This is a genomic window from Blastococcus carthaginiensis, assembly GCF_030731085.1.
GTDB classification, from domain to species: domain Bacteria; phylum Actinomycetota; class Actinomycetes; order Mycobacteriales; family Geodermatophilaceae; genus Blastococcus; species Blastococcus carthaginiensis.
Window position 1 is genome coordinate 55,084 of sequence record NZ_JASNFN010000002.1, and the last position, 15,437, is coordinate 70,520.

Sequence of the window (15,437 nt, forward strand, 5' to 3'; positions counted from 1 at the left end):
GCAGCCGCTGCCGGCGGTCCGCCGATCACGCGGGCGGCGGCTCAGGGCCCCGTGGTGTCCCCGGCCGCGGTCAGCCAGGCCCGGGCGGAGCGGTAGTCCTCGGCGACGCCGAGGATCCGGTACCCGCTGCCGGTCCGCTCCAGCAGCAACCAGGCGCCGTCGAACGCCTCGAGGACCGTGTCGTCGCAGCGGTCCGGCAGCCCGTGCGGGAACCGGGCCGAGCGGATCTCGCGCTGGTGGGGCGGCGGCGTCACGGACATCGGTCCAGCCGGGAGGAGGGGAACCGGGGGCCCGATTCTGCACCGGACGGGTCCCCCGGTCACCCTCCTCGCACCCGTCAGCTCACGTGGTGCACCTCCGCGAGGCCGTGCACCGGCGTGGGGATCCCCTCGTACCGGGCCTTGAGCTGCAGCGCCAGGTAGAGGGAGTAGTGCCGCGACTGGTGCAGGTTGCCGCCGTGGAACCACAGGGCCTCCTGCCGGGTGGGCTTCCACATGTTGCGCTGCTCGCCCTCCCAGGGCCCGGGGTCCTTGGTGGTGTCCGAGCCCAGGCCCCACACCTTGCCCACCCGGTCGGCGACCTCCTGGCTGATCAGGTCGGCGGCCCAGCCGTTCATCGACCCGTAGCCGGTGGCGTAGACGACCAGATCGGCGGGCAGCTCGGTGCCGTCGTCCAGCACGACGGCGTCCTCGGTCAGCCGGACCACCTGCCCGTGCGCCAGCTTCACCCGGCCGTCGGCGACGAGTTCCGCGGCGCCGACGTCGATGTAGTAGCCCGAGCCGCGGCGCAGGTACTTCATGAACAGCCCCGAGCCGTCCTCGCCCCAGTCCAGCCAGAAGCCTGCCTTCTCGAGCCGGTCGTAGAAGTCGGCGTCCTTCTGCTTCATCTGCTCGTACAGGGGGATCTGGAACTCGTGCAGGATCCGGTACGGCAGCGAGGCGAAGATCAGGTCCGCCTTCTCCGTCGTCACCCCGGCGGCCAGCGCCTGCTCGGAGTAGAGGGCGCCGAGCCCGATCTCCATGAGGCTGTCGCTCTTGACGATGTGCGTCGAGGAGCGCTGGACCATGGTCACGTCGACGTCGTGCTCCCAGAGCGCCCCGCAGATGTCGAAGGCGGAGTTGTTGCTGCCGATGACGACGACCTTCTTGCCGGCGTAGGCGTCGGGCCCGGGGTGGGCCGAGGAGTGCTGCTGGTCGCCGCGGAAGACGTCCTGCCCGGGGATGGCCGGGATGTTCGGCTTGCCCGACATCCCCGTCGCGAGGACCACCTGCTTCGGCCGGAGGGCGAGGGGCTTGCCCTCGCGCTCGACCTCGACGGTCCACTCGCCCTTCTCCTCGTCGAAGATCGCCGACGTGGCCGTGGTGCTGCCCCAGTAGGGCACCTCCATGACCGTGACGTAGGACTCGAGCCAGTCGCCGATCTTGTCCTTGGGCGAGAACACCGGCCAGTTGTCGGGGAACTTCAGGTACGGCAGGTGGTCGTACCAGACCGGGTCGTGCAGGCAGAGCGACTTGTAGCGGCCGCGCCACTGGTCCCCCGGCCGCGGGTGCTTGTCGACGACGAGCGCCGGCACCCCGAGCTGGCGCAGCCGCGCGCCGAGCGCGATGCCGCCCTGCCCGCCGCCGATGACCAGGACGTAGGGCTGGACGCCGATGCCGAGATCGGCCTCCTCCTGCTCGCGGCGCTCCAGCCAGGTGCGGCGCTCCTTGTTCGCCCCGTGCTCGGCGCCCATCGGCCGCGCCGGGCCGCGCGGCTCCTCGTGGCCCTTGAGCTCCGACAGGGTGGTGAGGAGGGTCCAGGCCACCGTCTCGCCGTCCTCCTCGACCAGCCGCGCCAGCCCGCGCCCCCGGCCGACGGTGGTCTCGAAGGTGAACCAGGCGGTCGTGACCCCGTCGGCCTCCTCGGGTGGTTCCTCGACGGCGAACGCCGAGGGGCCGGTGTGCTCGAGGGTCGCGGTCAGCAGGTCGGCGACGCCCTCGGGGTTCTCGACGGTGGTGATGTTCCAGCTGAAGGAGACCAGGTCGCGCCAGAAGCTCGTCGTGGCGAACATCCCGGCCGCGCGCGCCACGTCCCGCGCGCGCAGTGCCTCCTCGAAGCCGGTGAACCAGCGGTGCGTCCGCTGCTCCGGGGTCTGCGTGGGCGTGTCCAGTGTCTGGGTCATGCGCTGCGCCTCCTCCGTCCGCCGATCGGCATGGTGTGATGTCCAGCACAGCGCTCGGCGTCCGGCGGGGGAAGCGTTGCAGCGCGTTGCAGGGCCCCCGGCCGCCGCGGCGCCCCGAAGGAGGTGGACGTGGCCGGTTACTCGGCGATCTCCCCCGGCACCGACCTGTCGGAGCACGCCCGGGTGCTGGTCCGGGTGCACGACGCGGTCATCGCCGGCGGGCGCCCGCCCGTGCGCCCGCGCACGGTCGTCGCCCGCTCCTGGTCGCGGGTCCTGGGCCTCGGCCTCGACGCCTCCCGCACCAACGCCCGCACGCCGCTGCCCTTCGAGGACGTCGAGCGGCGCCGCCGCGGGAGCCCGCTGTCCCTCGTCGTCGACGAGCTGCGCCAGGTGCTGGTCAGCGTCGCCGACGCCTCGTCGTTCCTCGTGGTGGTCACCGACGCCGACGGCGTCATCCTCTGGCGGGAGGGATCGGCGCGGGTGCGGATGCGCGCGGACGCGCTCGGCTTCACCGAGGGGGCCCGCTGGACGGAGGCCGCGGTGGGCACGAACGCCATCGGGACGGCGCTGGCCGAGGCGGCGCCGGTGCAGCTGTTCTCCGCCGAGCACTTCGAGCTCGCCCAGCACCCCTGGTACTGCACGGCGGCACCGATCCACCACCCGGTCAGCGGGGAGCTGCTCGGCGTCGTGGACGTCAGCGGGCCGGCGCTGACCCTGCACCCGGTGATCGGCGCTCTCGTGGAGACGGCCGTCAAGCTGGCGGAGTCGCAGCTGTGGCGCCACCACGAGCACCGGCTGGAGCGGTTGCGCCGCTCGGCCCGCGCCGCGCTGGCGGCCGTCCGCGGCCCCGTCCTGCTGGTCGACGACGACGGCTGGGTGGCGCACCGGTCGGGCATCGCGGTGCGCGACCGGATCGAGGTGCCCCGGCCCGACCGGCTGATCGCCGTCCCCGGGCTGGGGTTGTGCGCCCCCGAACGCCTGGGCGAGGGCTGGCTGGTCCGCCCCCGGGGCCCCGGCGACGACGTGCTCGAGGCCGAGCTCGACCTCACCGGCCCACCGGTGCTCCGGTTGCGCACCGGCGCCGAGTCGTGGCGGACGCCGCTGACCCGGCGCAACGCCGATGTCCTGGTGCTGCTGCAGCGGGCCGGCCGTGCGGGGCTGACCGCCGCCGCGCTGAGCACCGCACTGTACGGCGACGAGGAGCACTGCGTGACGGCGCGGGCGGAGGTTTCGCGGCTGCGCCGGGTGATCGGGGGTCTGGTGGCGACCACCCCCTACCGGCTCGCGGACGGCGTCACCCTGTCGGTCGTCCGCTCCTGATCCGGTCGCTCCCGGCGGTCAGCGCACGCGGGCGAGCAGCCGGTGGAGCAGCCCGCCGGTCCGCGGCGTCGGCACCGCGGCGGATGGCTCGCCCGGGACCCCGGGCGGCGTCGCACGGGCGACCGGACGTGCCGCGTACCCGGCTCCGGTGCCCCCCCGGTGCTCGTGGGTGAGCCGCTCGTGCGCCAGGTAGTGCTGCACGGTCTCCTGCACCGGCCGGCGACCTCGTGCGGCGACGTCGTGCCTGGCCTCCCGCTCGCAGGCGCGCTTCTCCGCCTCGGTCATCTGGAGCGGGTCCCACCCACCGCGCCGCCGGCCGGTGTCCCCGGGGGGCTGCGGCGTTCCGCTGACGACGGTCATGACGACTCCTCTCGCCGATGGGTACCGCCAGCGTGCGCCTCGGCGGCGCCGCGGCACAGGGCCCCAGGTCACTCCCCCGGCGCCGGCCTCCCCGCCGGGGTTCCGGTCGCGCGCGGACGGCCCGCGGGGCACTGTCGGTGCCGACGCTCCGACGCTGCCGGGAGGACGAGTGCCCATCCACCTGCTCGCTACCGGTGGCACGATCGCGAGCCGGCGCGGGGCCGGCGGGCTCGCCTCGGTCACCCCCGCTGCCGACCTCCTCGCCGCGGCGGGGACGCCGGACGGGCTGGTGGTGACGACCAGCGACCTCACCACCGTCGGCAGCTTCGCGCTGACGACGGCGGACCTCCGCGGGCTCGTCGCCGAGGTGCGCCGGCGCCTGGCGGCGGACGTCGACGGCGTCGTCGTGACGCACGGGACCGACACCATGGAGGAGTCGGTGTTCCTCGCCGACCTGGTCCACGACGACCCCCGCCCGGTGGTCCTCACCGGCGCCCAGCGGCCCTTCGACGATCCCGCACCCGACGGTCCGCGCAACCTCGCCGACGCGCTGCGCGTCGCCGCCGCACCGGCGGCCCGGGGATGTGGCGCGCTGCTCTGCTTCGACGGCCTGGCGTTCGCGGCGCGCGGCGTGCGGAAGGTGGAGACCCTGCGCAGCGGGGCGTTCGCGGCACCGGGACGCGGACCGGTGCTGCGGGTCGACGGCGACGCGGTGACGCCGCTGGCCCGGCCGGTGCGCGGCCCGGCCCTCCCCCTCGACCTCGACGCCGACCTGCCGCGCGTGGACGTCGTCCCGCTCTACCTGGGCGCCGACGACGCCCTGCTCCGCGCCGCGGTGGCCGCCGGTGCGGCCGGCGTCGTGCTGCAGGCGTTCGGCGCGGGCAACGTGACCCCGGCCGTGGCCGCCGCCGTGGCGGAGCTGGTCGCCGGGGGGACGCCGGTGCTGGTGTGCTCGCGCGTCCCGTCGGGCCCCGTCGCCCCGCTGTACACCGGCGGTGGCGGTGCCGACCTGGCCCGGGACGGCGCAGTCCTCGCCGGCGACCTGAGCCCGTGGCAGGCCCGCCTGCTGCTCGCCGCCGCGCTCGCCGTCGCGCCGCACGACCCGCTGCCGGTCGTGCGCGACCACCTCGCCGCAGGGGCCCGGACGTCGGACCGAGTGGATGGAGTGCAGGGATGAGCAAGGAGATCTTCGTGGCCTTCGGCGTCGACGTCGACGCCGTCGGTGGCTGGCTCGGCTCGTACGGCGGGGAGGACTCGCCCGACGACATCTCCCGCGGCGTCTTCGCCGGCGAGGTCGGCGTGCCCCGCCTGCTGGAGCTGTTCCGCCGCCGCGAGCTGCCGACGACCTGGTTCTGGCCCGGTCACTCGATCGAGACGTTCCCGGAGCAGTTCGACGCCTGCGTCGCCGCCGGGCACGAGATCGGCGTGCACGGCTACAGCCACGAGAACCCGATCGCGATGAGCCGGGAGCAGGAGCGGGCGGTGCTCGACCGCTGCATCGCCCTGATCGAGGAGCGGGCCGGGCGCCGGCCGACCGGCTACGTGGCCCCGTGGTGGGAGTTCAGCGGCGTCACCAACGAGCTGCTGCTCGAGCGCGGCATCACCTACGACCACTCGCTGATGCACCGGGACTTCGAGCCGTACTACGTCCGGGTGGGCGACTCGTGGACGAAGATCGACTACGCCGCGCCGGCGGAGAGCTGGATGGAGCCGCTGGTCCGCGGGGAGGAGACCGACCTCGTCGAGATCCCGGCGAACTGGTACCTCGACGACCTCCCGCCGATGATGTTCATCAAGTCCAGCCCGAACAGCCACGGCTTCGTCAACCCGCGGGACATCGAGCAGATGTGGCGCGACCAGTTCGACTGGGTGCACCGCGAGATGGACTACGCCGCCTTCACCATGACCATCCACCCGGACGTCTCCGGACGCCCGCAGGTGCTGCTCATGCTGGAGCGGCTCATCGAGCACATCGGCGGCCACGACGGCGTGCGCTGGGTGACCTTCGACGACATCGCGCAGGACTTCCTGCGCCGCTCCCCCCGCGGCGGGAGCTGATCCCGCACGGAGGGGCGGCCCCGGTAACCCGGGACCGCCCCTCGGGAGCGTCCGACGCAGCAGGCGTCAGCGGGTCGAGCAGGTGAGGTACGCGAAGCCCTCCTGCGCGGCCTCGAACGGGTCGTAGGTCGGGTCGCCGAAGCGGGGGTCGTGCTCGACGACGTAGTAGCGGGTGCTGCCGCCGGCCACCCGGAAGATCTCCGAGAAGTCGATGTCCCCGCGGCCGACGATCTCGATCCGCCGATCCAGCTCCTCGTTCAGGTCCTTGACGTGGAACAGCCGGATCCGGTTGCCGTACTCCTGGATGACGTCGATCGGGTCGACACCCGCGAAGACCGCCCAGTACAGGTCGAGCTGGGACACGACGTGCCGCCGCTCGGTGTGCTGCATGAGGATGTCGAAGGCGGTGCGGTCGCCGAAGGTGGTCTCGAACTCCCAGTTGTGGTTGTGGACCATCAGCCACTGGCCGGCCTTGCGGGCCTGCTCGCCGACCGTGTCGAGGTACTCGGCGTAGGCGATCCACTCGGCCTCGGTCTCGAACTGCGGGGTCCCGCCGGAGCCGAAGTGCTTCACGCCCAGGACGCGGTTCTCCTGCAGGATCTGCCCGATGTCCGCCGGCTCGTCAGGCGTGCCGACGTCGACGTGCCGTCCCGAGGCCTTGAGCCGGTACTCCCGCAGGAGCGCCGCGTACTCCTCCGCGGTCATGCCGCTCAGGGTGAAGGGCTCGACGTTCCGGTAGCCCATCTCGGCGAGCCGGCGGAGGACCTCCTCGTGCCGGGCCTGGGTGGCCTCGTCGGTGCCGAAACCGATGTACTCGGCAAAGGTCCAGAGCTGGACGGAGACCATGCGCGCCGGCACCGCGCGGTCGACGCAGTCGGAGTTCTCGTGCGCTCCGGTCGAGGGCGGAGCCGCGTTCGCCGTGCCGACGAGGCCGAGGAACAGCAGGGAGGTCAGGGCGGCGAGCAGCACCGCCCGAATGGGTCGGCGCAGGTTTCTCTTCAAGTCCGTGGATCCTCTCGAGTGGGGTGGCGATCGCACGTCGTCGACCGCCGCCCGCCCCACCCGTGCCGACCGGGTCCCCCTGGGAGATGCCCGGCCGTCGCGGGTTGATCCGCGCCTGCGCCGAGGACTGTGCGCTGCGCCACAGAAGCTAGCAACACTTCTGCGCTGCGGAAAGCGGAAGTCTGGTCAGCGTTGCGCGGATGTCAGGACCGGCGCAGATCGCCCGGCGCACGGCGGACCACCCGGCAGCCCGCGCGCGGCAGGATGGCCGCATGAGCACTCCGCCGACGCGCTCCCGCGTGTTCGCGGCCCTGGTCGGCGGGGCCGCCACCGCGCTGTACTACGCCACCCCCGACCTCATCGCCTCCCGCACCGCCCGCGGCTGGGCGAAGGCCGCGATCACGGCCGTCTCCTTCGCCGCCTCCGCACCCGACCTGCTGGCGGCACGGGTGGCGGCTCGCGAGGTCCGCGACGAGGTGCACCCCGCGGAGGTCTTCCGCTCGCTGCCCGCGAGGGGCAAGGCCGCGCTCGTCGGCGTCGCGGCCACCGCGCTGGCCGGCTCGGTCGCCGGCGTGCGCGCCGGGGAGCGGTGGGCCTTCCGCCGGGGGCAGGCGCGGGCCGCCGCCGGCAAGCGGTGGCCGCACGCCGGCCCGGCGCTGCTCTACGGCGCGCTGGCGAGCACCCTCTGGCTCGCCCCTCCCCCGCCGTCGACCACGGACGCCGGCAGCGAGGACCGGTCACCCGCCTGAGGAATCCCGCGCCCGGGCGCCGCCGGTGCGCCTGGCGGTGCTCGTCAGCCCAGCCGGCGGCGCTCGCGCTCCTCGGGCCAGCGGGCGACGGCGTCGGCCAGCACCTCGCGCAGGAAGGCGAGGAACTCGCGGGTCTCGGCGAGCCGGCGTCCGCCCGGCCGGTCGGTGCCGAACAGCTCGATGCCGGACGCGACGATCTCCTGGAACCGCTGCAGGGCCTGCAGCTCGGCGGTGACGAACCGGGCCCAGAGGTGGGCGTCGTCCAGGACGTACAGGTCGCTGCGGGTACCGGGCTCCCGCTCGCGCACCAGGAAGCCGATCTGCACGAGCTGGCGGACCGCTCCGCTGATCGCCGCGGGGCTGACCTGCAGACCGTCGGCCAGCTCGGCGGCCGTGTAGCGGTCGGCGTCGTCGGCCAGCGCGTAGGCGAAGACCCGGGCCGGCATCGGCTGCATGCCCGACTCGCGCAGCACCAGGGCGAACCGCTCCACATAGCGCAGGAGCGTCGCCCGCTCGGCGTCGGCGTTCTCCGCGACCGTCACGCCGCCCACGGTACCCGACGTGTCGGCCCCTCAATGAGCTTCACAAGTTCGTGAAACGTCTGTAGCTTCGCCGGCATGACTGCGATCTCCGTCTCGGGACTGGTCAAGACCTTCGGGACGACCCGTGCGCTGGACGGCCTGGACCTCGAGGTCGCGACCGGGGAGGTGCACGGTTTCCTCGGCCCCAACGGCTCGGGCAAGTCCACGACCATCCGCGTGCTGCTCGGCCTGCTGCGTCCCGACTCGGGCAGCGTGCGGCTGCTGGACGGCGACCCGTGGCGGGACGCCGTGGCGCTGCACCGCCGGCTGGCCTACGTGCCCGGCGACGTCACGCTCTGGCCGAACATCTCCGGCGGCGAGTCGATCGACCTCCTCGGCCGCCTCCGCGGCGGGCTGGACCCCCGCCGTCGTGCCGAGCTGCTCGACCGGTTCGACCTCGACCCGCGCAAGAAGGCGCGCACCTACTCCAAGGGCAACCGGCAGAAGGTCGCCCTGGTCGCCGCGCTGGCGTCGGACGCCGAGCTGCTGGTGCTCGACGAGCCGACGTCCGGCCTCGACCCGCTGATGGAGGCGGTGTTCCAGGAGTGCATCCGCGAGGCGCGCACCGAGGGCCGGACCGTGCTGCTGTCGAGCCACATCCTGGCCGAGGCCGAAGCGCTGTGCGACCGGGTGAGCATCATCCGCCACGGCGCGACGGTGCAGAGCGGCAGCCTGGACGAGCTGCGGCACCTGACCCGCACCGCCATCACGGTCGAGACGGCACGGCCGGCCACCGGCCTGGACGCCCTGGCCGGCGTCCACGACCTGCGGGAGGAGGGCGGGCGGTTGCGCTTCGACGTCGACACCGACGCCCTCGACGGCGCGCTGCGCCACCTCACCGGCTTCGGCGTGGTCGGCCTCACCAGCACGCCGCCGACGCTGGAGGAGCTCTTCCTGCGCCACTACGGCGACGAGCTCGCCGAGGACGGCGCCTCGGCACGGGAGCCGGTGCGGTCGTGAGCACGCAGCTGTCCGAGGCCACCGCTCGGCCCGCCGCGCCGGCGCGGCCCGGCCGCTCGTCGACCACCGCCGGGACGGCGGCGCTGTTCCGCTTCGCGCTCCGCCGCGACCGCCTCCGGCTGCCGGTCTGGGTCGCCGCCGGTACGGCCATGGTGGCGCTGCAGTCGGTGTCGAGCCAGTCGTTCTACGACACCCCCGGGGCGCTGGCCGCCTACCGTGCCTCCGTCGGCAGCAACGCCGCCACGATCGCGCTGGGCGGCCCGCCGGTCGGGCTGGACACCGTGGCCGGCGCGGTCGCGTTCGAGATCTCGGCGACGGTGATGCTGATCGCGGCGCTGATGGCGATGTTCACGGTGACCCGGCACACCCGCGCGGACGAGGAGGCGGGGCGCACCGAACTGGTCCGCTCCGCCCGGATCGGCCGGCACGCGCCGCTGCTGGCCGCGGTGCTGCTGTCGGCGCTGGCCTGCGCCGCCCTCGCCGTCGCCGTGGGCGCCGCCGCCACGGCCACCGGGCTGCCGGCCGCCGGCTCCTTCGTCCTCGGCGCCTCCTTCGGCGCCTGCGGGCTGGTCTTCACCGGCATCACCGCCGTGGCCGTGCAGGTCACCGGGCACACCCGGTCGGTGTACGGCCTCGTGGGCGGCGCCTTCGCGGTGTTCTTCGTGCTGCGCGCGATCGGCGACATCGAGGGCAACTGGCTGGTGTGGACCTCGCCCATCGGATGGGCGCAGGCCACCCACCCGTACTCGGGGGACGAGCTCGTGCCGCTGCTGCTGTGCCTCGTGGCGGCCGTCGCGCTGACCGTGGCCGGGTTCGCCCTGCTCGACCGGCGCGACCTGGGCGCCGGCCTGACCCAGCCGCGCCCGGGGCGCCCCGCCGCGACGCGCTCGCTGCGCTCACCGCTCGGCCTCGCCGTCCGGCTGCAGCGCGGCGCCTTCCTCGCCTGGGCGCTGGGCCTGGCCCTGCTGGGCGTGGTCTACGGCGCGCTGGCCGACTCCGTCGAGACGCTGATCGCCGGCAACGAGCAGGCGCTGGCGATGTTCGGCGACCCGGACGTCGGCGAGCTGGTCGACGCCTATCTGAGCACCACGTTCAGCATCACCGCCCTGCTGGCCGCGGCGTACGCGGTGTCGGCGGTCCTGCGGGCGCGCAGCGAGGAAGGCGAGCAGCGGGCCGAGCCGGTGCTGGCGACGGCGACCAGCCGCTCGGCCTGGCTGGGCAGCCACGTCGCCGTCGCGCTGGCCGGTTCGGCGCTGGCCATGGCGGCGTCCGGCGTCACCACGGGCGTGGTCCGCGTCCTGCAGACCGGTGAGGCGGCCGCCCTCGGCCGGATGGTGGGCGCCGCGGTGGCCTACGTGCCGGCCGTCTGGGTGGTCGCCGGCCTCGCCGTGGCGCTGTTCGGCCTGCTCCCCCGTCTGGCGACAGCGCTCGCCTGGGCCGCGGTGGGGCTCTTCCTGGTGATCACGATGTTCGCCGGGTCGTTCGACTGGCCCGGCTGGGTCAGCGACCTCTCCCCCGTCGGCTGGGTGCCGCTCATGCCGCTGGAGCCGTGGACCGCCGGCCCCGTCCTGGCGCTCACCGGCATCGCCGTCGCCCTGCTCGCCACCGGCTTCGCGGGGTTCCGCCGCCGCGACCTGGCGACCGGCTGACCGCACACCCCAGGAGGAGGCGGGCCCCGCTCCGTGCCGACGGCTCAGAGCCAGTAGGTGTCGTGGCGGAGCATGAACTCCGCGCGCTCCTCGGGCGTCATCCGCTCGCCCCGGGCGAGGGTCTCGAAGTACTCCTCACGCGGGCCACCCGGCGCGAACATGAGCAGCATCGAGGCGTGCGCACCGCCGCGGAAGGCGTGGACGCCGCCCTCCGGCACGTAGAGGAAGTCACCGGCTCCGGCGTCCTGCCAGGAACGCCCGTCGTAGAGGCTCACCTGCCCCGACAGCACGTAGAACTGCTCGGAGATCGAGCGGTGGAAGTGCGGTGCCGGCCCGGCCTCCTCCGCCCCGAAGCTGTACCGGTACAGCCCGAACCGCCCGCCGGTCTCCGCTCCCGTGGCCAGGAACTCGCAGGTCACCCCGTTGGCCGAGGTGGTGTCGGGGTCGCCGCCCGCAGGACGCAGCCACGCGCTCACCTCCCCCGTCGTGCCGCGGTAGAGGTCCGGTGGGTAGTGCCGGTGCAAGGACACGGTCGCTCCTGTCTCTCGGTGCGGGGCCCGTGGTCGCCGCCCACGGCGAGCACGGCTCAGGCGCGGGCCCGGCTCCGCGGCCGCCGACGGCGGGCGAAGAACCGCTCGACCCGGCGCCAGCGGTTCGGCGTCTTCTCCGGGTCCATGACCTCCGACTCCCCGAGCGCCCGGTCGGCCGGGCCCAGCTCGGGCGGCTCGAAGGGGATCAGCGACCGCCCGGCCGGGCGGCGCAGCTGCTCGATCCCCCGCACCAGGGAACCCGTGGCCTCGACCGCGGCGGCGACCTGCTCGGGCGTGCAGCCGAGGTGCTCGGCGAGCAGCCGGTCCCGGAAGCTGCCGATGGCGGCGGCGAGCTCCTCGGCGCCCGGCTCCCCCTCCACCGCCTCGATCGCGAGGTCGCACTCGGTGTCCAGCCCCATCGAGCGGTTGTTGACGTTGCTGGAGCCGATGCGCAGCAGGCGGTCGTCGACCACGGTCACCTTGGCGTGCACGTAGATGTGCGCCCGCTGCTCGGTCACCGGTGTGTACAGCCGGAACCGGTCGTGGACGTCGGCCTCGCGCAGGGTCTCCAGCACGCAGGCGCGCGCCGTGCCCATCGCCTTCTCCGAGAGCCAGCCGTCGGCGGTCCAGGGGTTCACCACGACCACGTCGGGGCCGTGGGGCTCGCGCAGCCGCTCGGCGACGGCCTCGGCGATCCGCCGGCTGGCGAAGTACTGGCTCTCCACGTAGAGCGATCGCCGGGCGGCGGCGATGACGGCCAGCCACAGCAGCTCGACCTCGTGCACCAGGGGCGCGTCACCGTGCTCGGGTCGGGTGCGGGAGATCGCCACGTCCACGTCGGTGAGCAGCGGCTCGACCGCCTCGGGCCAGCAGTCCCGCTCCTCCTCGATCGGTTCGATCCGCTCCCCCGTCCCGCTCTCCCACCGCTCGCGGGCGAGCTCGGCCAGGGCCCGGGCGGCCGGGCCGGTCATGATGCTGGTCGCGTCGTGCCACGGCCCGGTGGGCCGCCCCGGACCCCGGCCGTTGACGGGCCGGCACCGGTCCGGGTTGTCGTCGGCGTGGTCGGAGGTGTCCCAGCGGTCGGCCGTCACGTCGATGCCGCCGGCGAAGGCGAGCGAGTCGTCGATCACCACGATCTTCTGGTGGTGCGCCCCGCCCACGGGGTGGTGGGTGTCGACGGCGAAGGTGAGCCGGTCGGGAGCGCGCCGGTCGAGCAGCACGATCGGCTTCAGCCCCCGGCCGAGGGCCCGCAGCATGCCGAGATCCCACTGCAGCACCCCGATCTCCAGCCCGGGGCGGCGCTCCACCGCCTGCTCGAGGACGGCGCCCAGGCGGTCGTCCTCGGGCCGCCCGCCGCCGAGCGGGTCGAGCCGGATGCGCGGGTCGAAGTCCCAGCCGATGAACAGCACCCGGCGCTCGGCGCAGAGCACCGCGCGCTTCAGGGTGGCGAAGTAGTCGGCCGCGTCGACGAAGATCGCGAAGCGGGTGGCCCGCTCGATCCGCCAGCAGGTCTCGCCCGGGATCAGCAGCCGTGCCCCCGCCTCGGACCGTCCGTCGCCCCCGTCCGGCTCGGGCAGCCTGATCCCGGGATCGGTGCTCGTCTCGCCGCCACCCGTCACACCGGCAGTGTGCCCGTCCCGCCGCACAGGCACCAACGCCCCGCCTCCTCCCGGGTGCACCGACGGGCCTCGGGTCAGCGGCGGGACAGGACGGCCATCGCGGCCGCGCACCCCCACCCCGTCACGACCACCGGCGTCTCGAGGAGGTCGGGGTCGCGCACCCGCAGCCGCACCGCCCGCTCGCTCGCGTAGCCCACGGTCATCCCCGTGCCGACCCACCGGAGCACCCACCGTGCCCGGTCGTCCGGTCCGCGGAGCAGCCGGGCCACCGCCCAGGTCTGCAGCGCCACCAGGTAGGAGGGCGCGCTGAACGCGGTGCCGAACCACAGCCAGTCCCGTCCGATGTGGTCGGGGCTGCCGGTCAGCAGCGGGACGTCGAAGTGCCGGCGCCGCCGCACGGCCAGCACGTGCCCGGCCAGCTGCGCGGCGAGCTGGAGGGAGGAGACCGCGACGAGCGTCGACCGGCGCGCCATGCCGCCGCACTGTAGGGCCACTCCCCGCGTCGTGGCACCGGTCCCCTGACGGGGACCGGCAGTGTTCACCTCGGGGCAGTCGCTCTCTGCCCCGCCGGAGTGGGCGGAGAGCGACTGCCCGCAGGTACGTGCTGCGGTCCGGGGCCGGTTCCCCTCCCCGCCGCTGCGCGCCGGCGCGGTCGCCGTCCAGAGGGACCGGCCGCGGCTGCGGGCGGCCCGCCCGCGCGGCCGGCCGGGTCACGTGCCCTGCGCGAGCTCCCGGACCGGTACCGCCGCGACCCGTTCCCGGACGTACCGCAGCGTCGCGGCGTCGAAGACCTCGCGGGCCCGCCGGCCCGCGCCGTCCCGCAGCGGCCCGGTGTTGTCGGCCTTCCAGTGCTCGAAGTCCTCGACCAGCCCGCCGGCGCGGCGGCGCGCCCGGTGACCATCTCGCCGGCGACGACGTCGACGCCGTCGACGCACGATGTGCACCACCTGCGCGCCGGGCACGACCCGCTCGATCAGGTCCAGGACGTACAGGTTCGCCGGGGTCTTCTCGACCCAGGTGTCCGCACCGTTCCGGCGCGCGGCGGCGTCGGCCATCGCGACGAACGCTGCGCCGGAGCGGCGCACCGTCGGCAGCACGGGACGGCGGCGGGGGGCGCCCAGCCGGCCGGCGGCCTCGTCGAGCCGCCCGGCCGCGCCGGTCGCGGCCAGCCCGGCCGCGCGCCGGCCCCCGCGCGGCGCCTGGAGCCGGTGGAAGAAGTGGGTCTCCGGGAACGAGTGCACCTGCGGGTGCGCAGCCAGGAACGACTGCAGCAGCGTGGTGCCCGACCGCGGGCAGCCCACCACGAAGATCCGCCGCACCGCACGACCTCCACACTCCGGGCCGACCCCGCAGCGGGCGGTCGGCGAGAACGCTCGACGCCCCGACGTAGCCAGGCGGACGGCCGACGGCCGGTCGACGGCGATGTGCGCGCCGGGAGCACCGGTGCGCTCGGGCGCCGTGCCGCGGTGCGGGTCAGGCCAGCAGGGCCGCCAGGGCGGCGTCGGAGGAGGCGAGCGCCGCCCGGTCGTAGGTCGCGCCGCTGGCGAGCAGCTCGTCGGCGCCGGTGCGCTCGGCGAGCTGCTCGAGCCGGCGGCGCACCGTCGCCGGGCGGCCGGCGGTCACGGCCGCGAGGCCCTGCTCGACCCGGCGGGCGTCCAGGTCGTCCCAGCGCCCGCCCCGGATCTCCGCCACCGGCTCCAGCGCGCCGAACACGCCCGTGCGCCGCGAACGGACCATCGCCCACACCTCGGGCAGCGCCAGCTCGCGGGCCTCGTCGTCGGTGTCGGCGACCAGAACGTCCAGGGAGACGGTGACGTGCGGGCGGCTGCCCCGGTGCGGACGGAAGCCGCGCCGGTAGCCCGTGAGCACGTCCGCCAGCTCGGGCCGGTCCAGCACCGGGCCGCCGAGCACCAGCGGGAGCCCGAGCCCGGCGGCGACCTCGGCTCCGCGGCCGGTGGCGAGCACGAACAGCGGGACCGGCCCCTCGGCGACGGGGCGCGCGGTCACCTCGGCCTCCCGTTCCAGGTACGCCCGCAGCTCGACGACGTCGTGGGCGAACGCGTCGGGCTCCCCGTCGGTGCGGCGCAGCGCCCGCCGCACGGGTGGGGTGAAGCCGAGCGAGCGGCCCACACCGAGGTCGACCCGGCCGGGGTGCAGCCCGGCCAGGACCAGGAACTGCCCGGCCACCACGAGGGGCTGGTGGTTGGGCAGCATCACCCCGCCCGACCCGAGCCGGATGGTCGCCGTCCGGGCGCCGACGGCCGCCAGCAGCACCGCGGGCGCGCCCGAGGCGATGCCCGGCACGCCGTGGTGCTCGGCGACCCAGAACCGATGGTAGCCCCGCCGTTCGGCCGCGACCGCCCGCTCCACCGTGTGCTGCAGCGCCGCCGCCTCCGGGTGGCCGGCGCGGGTGCGGGAGCGGTCGAGCAGCGAGAGCCTCACGCCGGG

The 15,437-nt window shown here is 75.0% G+C and carries 16 protein-coding genes; 6 read left to right on the plus strand and 10 right to left on the minus strand.

The window, feature by feature from the left end:
* Positions 1–41: 41 nt before the first annotated feature.
* Together QOZ88_RS03065 and QOZ88_RS03070 are read right to left on the minus strand one after the other, a co-directional pair.
* Positions 42–254, minus strand: coding sequence for a hypothetical protein (locus tag QOZ88_RS03065; protein ID WP_305998324.1), 213 nt, complete (start codon positions 252–254; stop codon positions 42–44).
* A gap of 83 nt (positions 255–337) precedes the next feature.
* Positions 338–2,161, minus strand: a complete 1,824-nt coding sequence (locus QOZ88_RS03070; protein ID WP_305998325.1) for a flavin-containing monooxygenase — start codon at positions 2,159–2,161, stop codon at positions 338–340.
* Between the two features lie 129 nt (positions 2,162–2,290).
* Here QOZ88_RS03070 and QOZ88_RS03075 point away from each other — a divergent pair, with 129 nt between their 5' ends.
* Positions 2,291–3,481, plus strand: a complete 1,191-nt coding sequence (locus tag QOZ88_RS03075) for a GAF domain-containing protein (RefSeq protein ID WP_305998326.1) — start codon at positions 2,291–2,293, stop codon at positions 3,479–3,481.
* An 18-nt stretch (positions 3,482–3,499) separates the two neighbouring features.
* On the opposite strand, the gene QOZ88_RS03080 is transcribed toward QOZ88_RS03075, so the two are convergent.
* Positions 3,500–3,841, minus strand: a complete 342-nt coding sequence (locus QOZ88_RS03080; RefSeq protein WP_305998327.1) for a hypothetical protein — start codon at positions 3,839–3,841, stop codon at positions 3,500–3,502.
* A 169-nt stretch (positions 3,842–4,010) separates the two neighbouring features.
* Between QOZ88_RS03080 and QOZ88_RS03085 the strand changes: the two genes are divergently transcribed.
* Both QOZ88_RS03085 and QOZ88_RS03090 read left to right on the plus strand, forming a co-directional pair.
* Positions 4,011–5,018: an asparaginase gene (locus tag QOZ88_RS03085; protein WP_305998328.1), complete on the plus strand. Its 1,008-nt coding sequence runs from the start codon at positions 4,011–4,013 to the stop codon at positions 5,016–5,018.
* Entirely contained in the window at positions 5,015–5,899 is an 885-nt protein-coding gene (locus QOZ88_RS03090) for a polysaccharide deacetylase family protein (RefSeq protein WP_305998329.1), read from the plus strand. The genes QOZ88_RS03085 and QOZ88_RS03090 overlap by 4 nt, the downstream gene beginning before the upstream one ends.
* 66 nt (positions 5,900–5,965) lie before the next feature.
* On the opposite strand, the gene QOZ88_RS03095 is transcribed toward QOZ88_RS03090, so the two are convergent.
* Positions 5,966–6,901 (minus strand): sugar phosphate isomerase/epimerase family protein, encoded by a 936-nt coding sequence (locus QOZ88_RS03095; protein ID WP_305998330.1) that lies wholly within the window; start codon positions 6,899–6,901, stop codon positions 5,966–5,968.
* A gap of 272 nt (positions 6,902–7,173) precedes the next feature.
* On the opposite strand from QOZ88_RS03095, the gene QOZ88_RS03100 reads away from it, so the two are divergent.
* Positions 7,174–7,650 carry a hypothetical protein gene (locus tag QOZ88_RS03100; RefSeq protein ID WP_305998331.1) on the plus strand — a complete coding sequence of 159 codons (477 nt, stop codon included), beginning with the start codon at positions 7,174–7,176 and terminating at the stop codon, positions 7,648–7,650.
* 44 nt (positions 7,651–7,694) lie between these two features.
* Here the strand turns inward: QOZ88_RS03100 and QOZ88_RS03105 are convergent, their stop codons facing one another.
* Positions 7,695–8,192, minus strand: coding sequence for a GbsR/MarR family transcriptional regulator (locus QOZ88_RS03105; RefSeq protein WP_305998332.1), 498 nt, complete (start codon positions 8,190–8,192; stop codon positions 7,695–7,697).
* A 75-nt stretch (positions 8,193–8,267) separates the two neighbouring features.
* On the opposite strand from QOZ88_RS03105, the gene QOZ88_RS03110 reads away from it, so the two are divergent.
* On the plus strand, positions 8,268–9,191 hold the full coding sequence (locus QOZ88_RS03110) for an ABC transporter ATP-binding protein (RefSeq protein ID WP_305998333.1): 924 nt from the start codon (positions 8,268–8,270) through the stop codon (positions 9,189–9,191).
* On the plus strand, positions 9,188–10,840 hold the full coding sequence (locus QOZ88_RS03115) for an ABC transporter permease (RefSeq protein WP_305998334.1): 1,653 nt from the start codon (positions 9,188–9,190) through the stop codon (positions 10,838–10,840). The genes QOZ88_RS03110 and QOZ88_RS03115 overlap by 4 nt, the downstream gene beginning before the upstream one ends.
* A gap of 44 nt (positions 10,841–10,884) precedes the next feature.
* On the opposite strand, the gene QOZ88_RS03120 is transcribed toward QOZ88_RS03115, so the two are convergent.
* From QOZ88_RS03120 to QOZ88_RS03140, 5 genes are all read right to left on the minus strand, one after another.
* On the minus strand, positions 10,885–11,370 hold the full coding sequence (locus QOZ88_RS03120; RefSeq protein ID WP_305998335.1) for a cupin domain-containing protein: 486 nt from the start codon (positions 11,368–11,370) through the stop codon (positions 10,885–10,887).
* Positions 11,371–11,426: 56 nt separating this feature from the next.
* The gene (locus QOZ88_RS03125; protein ID WP_305998336.1) at positions 11,427–12,989 is read right to left on the minus strand and encodes a phospholipase D-like domain-containing protein; all 1,563 of its coding nucleotides are present in this window, start codon (positions 12,987–12,989) and stop codon (positions 11,427–11,429) included.
* A 74-nt stretch (positions 12,990–13,063) separates the two neighbouring features.
* Positions 13,064–13,462 (minus strand): hypothetical protein, encoded by a 399-nt coding sequence (locus QOZ88_RS03130; protein WP_305998337.1) that lies wholly within the window; start codon positions 13,460–13,462, stop codon positions 13,064–13,066.
* Positions 13,463–13,699: 237 nt separating this feature from the next.
* Positions 13,700–14,308 (minus strand): sulfotransferase family protein, encoded by a 609-nt coding sequence (locus tag QOZ88_RS03135; RefSeq protein ID WP_305998338.1) that lies wholly within the window; start codon positions 14,306–14,308, stop codon positions 13,700–13,702.
* 154 nt (positions 14,309–14,462) lie between these two features.
* Positions 14,463–15,431 carry an MsnO8 family LLM class oxidoreductase gene (locus QOZ88_RS03140; protein WP_305998339.1) on the minus strand — a complete coding sequence of 323 codons (969 nt, stop codon included), beginning with the start codon at positions 15,429–15,431 and terminating at the stop codon, positions 14,463–14,465.
* Between the last annotated feature and the right edge of the window lie 6 nt (positions 15,432–15,437).